General features: G+C 43.2%; 2 protein-coding genes. Both read left to right on the top strand.

The window, feature by feature from the left end:
- The first annotated feature begins 363 nt into the window (after positions 1-363).
- Complete coding sequence (locus PHP87_RS11825) at positions 364-1308, top strand: Rpn family recombination-promoting nuclease/putative transposase (RefSeq protein ID WP_366942952.1); 945 nt, start codon at positions 364-366, stop codon at positions 1306-1308.
- Between the two features lie 260 nt (positions 1309-1568).
- Complete coding sequence (locus PHP87_RS11820; RefSeq protein ID WP_366942951.1) at positions 1569-2537, top strand: Rpn family recombination-promoting nuclease/putative transposase; 969 nt, start codon at positions 1569-1571, stop codon at positions 2535-2537.
- Positions 2538-2695 lie beyond the last annotated feature (158 nt).

The following is a 2695-nucleotide window of genomic DNA, read 5'->3' as shown; positions in this document are numbered from 1 at the left end:
AGATAAAAAAAGCCTTGAGCATCCTGGAAATAGTAAGTCAGGACGAAAAGGCCAGAATGATTTATGAAGCCAGGGAAGCGGAAATTCGTGATCAGATAACCAGGATTGAGTCAGCTCGCGAGGAAGGTCTCAAGGAAGGTATGGAAGAAGACTAGCACAAGGGGACAGTCCCTTTGTGTCCTCAGACCTACCGTGGTGGCGGTGCTTATGATTGGTAGCCTAGCTGCCTGCCACGGAACGTATTTGCGGCTGGTAAGACCATCGTTTTGACGTGACGATAAACTTGACCCCCAAGGTCGGGTGCTCAAGTGTATTTAAATGCGCTATATCCATGCTATACTGTAAATAAAAGGGGGTGATGCGGTGACCGAAATAAAAAGAGCGGAAAACATAGATGATCGCTTTATTATGTCCCCTAAGATTGATTTCGTATTCAAACTGATTTTCGGTGATGAAAAAAACAAAGATATACTGATTGCCTTTCTAAGTGCAGTATTAAAAATGCCGGTGGAGGAATTTGCGGGTATTGAGATAATCAACAACGAATTGTTAAGAGAATTTGCGGAAGATAAAAAAGGGATTCTGGATGTCAGGGCTAAAATGAGCTCCGGCAAACAGATAGATATAGAGATTCAGATACTGCCCACCCAGTTCATGCCAGCTAGAACCTTGTTCTATTGGAGTAAAATGTATAGTTCTCAGGCCCGGGCCGGGGATAGTTATGCGGTACTTAAAAAATGCGTAACCATCAACATATTAGACTTCAAATGCATTCCCCTTAATAAACTGCACAGCAGCTACCACTTGACTGAAGATGAGACTGGCCACCAACTGACGGACATCCTGGAGATACACTTTTTAGAATTGCCCAAGCTTTTTGATGAAGCTGTAGAAAAGGATGAAAGCGAACCCCTGATTCAGTGGATGGAGTTTATTGACGGTAAATCCAAAGGAGTGATGGAAATGCTGGCCACTAAAAATGAAGAGATAAAAAAGGCCCTAAGTATTTTGGAAATAGTAAGCCAGGATGAAAAGGCCAGAATGATTTATGAAGCCAGGGAAGCGGAAATTCGTGATCAGATAACCAGAATTGAGTCGGCTCGCGAGGAAGGCCTCAAAGAAGGTATAGAAGAAGGAGAAGTAAATGCTCTTGCAAGAACTGCTATAAAATTGCTGACTAAAAAATTTGGATTGTTACCAGAGGAACTCAAGACGGGGATATCAAAATTAGACCCACCAACTTTGGATATTATGATTGATGGCATTTTAGATTACGAAAGCCTGGAAGACATAAAAAAGCACATTTAACACTATTAGGGCCTGCCACGGGGACGGGAGCGACCGAGCCAGGTCGCAGGAGCACCAGGGGACAGTCCCTTTGTGTCCTCAGACCTACCGTGGTGGCGGTGCTAATGGCTGGTAGCCTAGCTGCCTGCCACGGAACGTATTTGCGGCTGGTAAGACCATCGTTTTGACGTGATGATAAACTAGACCCCCAAGGTCGGGTGCTCAAGTGTATTTAAATGTGCTATATCCATGCTATACTGTAAATAAAAGGGGGTGATGCGGTGACCAAAATAAAAAGAGCGGAAAAGATAGATGATCGCTTTATCATGTCCCCTAAGATTGATTTCGTATTCAAACTGATTTTCGGTGATGAAAAAAACAAAGATATACTGATTGCTTTTCTGAGTGCGGTGTTAAAAATGCCGGTAGAGGAATTTGCGGGCATTGAAATAATCAACAACGAATTGTTAAGAGAATTTGCGGAAGACAAGAAAGGAATTCTGGATGTAAGGGCTAAAATGAGCTCCGGCAAACAGATAGATATAGAGATTCAAATACTGCCCACCCAGTTCATGCCAGCCAGAACCTTGTTCTATTGGAGTAAAATGTATAGTTCTCAGGCCCGGGCCGGGGATAGTTATGCGGTACTAAAAAAGTGCGTAACCATAAACATACTAGACTTCAAATGCATTCCCCTTAATAAACTGCACAGCAGCTACCACTTGACTGAAGATGAGAGCGGCTACCAACTGACGGACATCCTGGAGATACATTTTTTAGAACTGCCCAAGCTTTTTGATGAAGCTGTGGAAAAGGATGAAAGCGAACCCGTAACCCAGTGGATGGAATTCATTGATGGAAGATCCAAAGGAGTGATGGAAATGCTGGCCACTAAAAATGAGGAGATAAAAAAAGCCTTGAGCATCCTGGAAATAGTAAGCCAGGACGAAAAGGCCAGAATGATTTATGAAGCCAGGGAAGCGGAAATTCGTGATCAGATAACCAGGATTGAGTCAGCCCGTGAAGAAGGCCTCAAGGAAGGTATGGAAAAAGGTATGGAAAAAGGCATGGAAGAAGGAGAAGTAAATGCTCTTGCAAGAACTGCTATAAAATTACTGACTAAAAAATTTGGATTGTTACCAGAGGAACTTAAGACGAGGATATCAGAATTAGACCCACCAACTTTGGATATTATGATTGATGGCATATGGGATTATGAAAGCTTGGAAGATATAAAAAAGAACATTTAACACTAGCACAATAATAGTTAGGGAAGCACAGGGGGACAGTCCCTTTGTGTCCTCAGACCTACCGTGGTGGCGGTGCTAATGGCTGGTAGCCTAGCTGCCTGCCACGGAACGTATTTGCGGCTGGTAAGACCATCGTTTTGACGTGATGATAAACTAGA

It is taken from the genome of Syntrophomonas sp. (assembly GCF_028707975.1).
In the GTDB taxonomy this organism is placed as follows: Bacteria; Bacillota; Syntrophomonadia; order Syntrophomonadales; family Syntrophomonadaceae; genus Syntrophomonas.
This window is presented reverse-complemented; position numbering and strand designations above follow the sequence as displayed.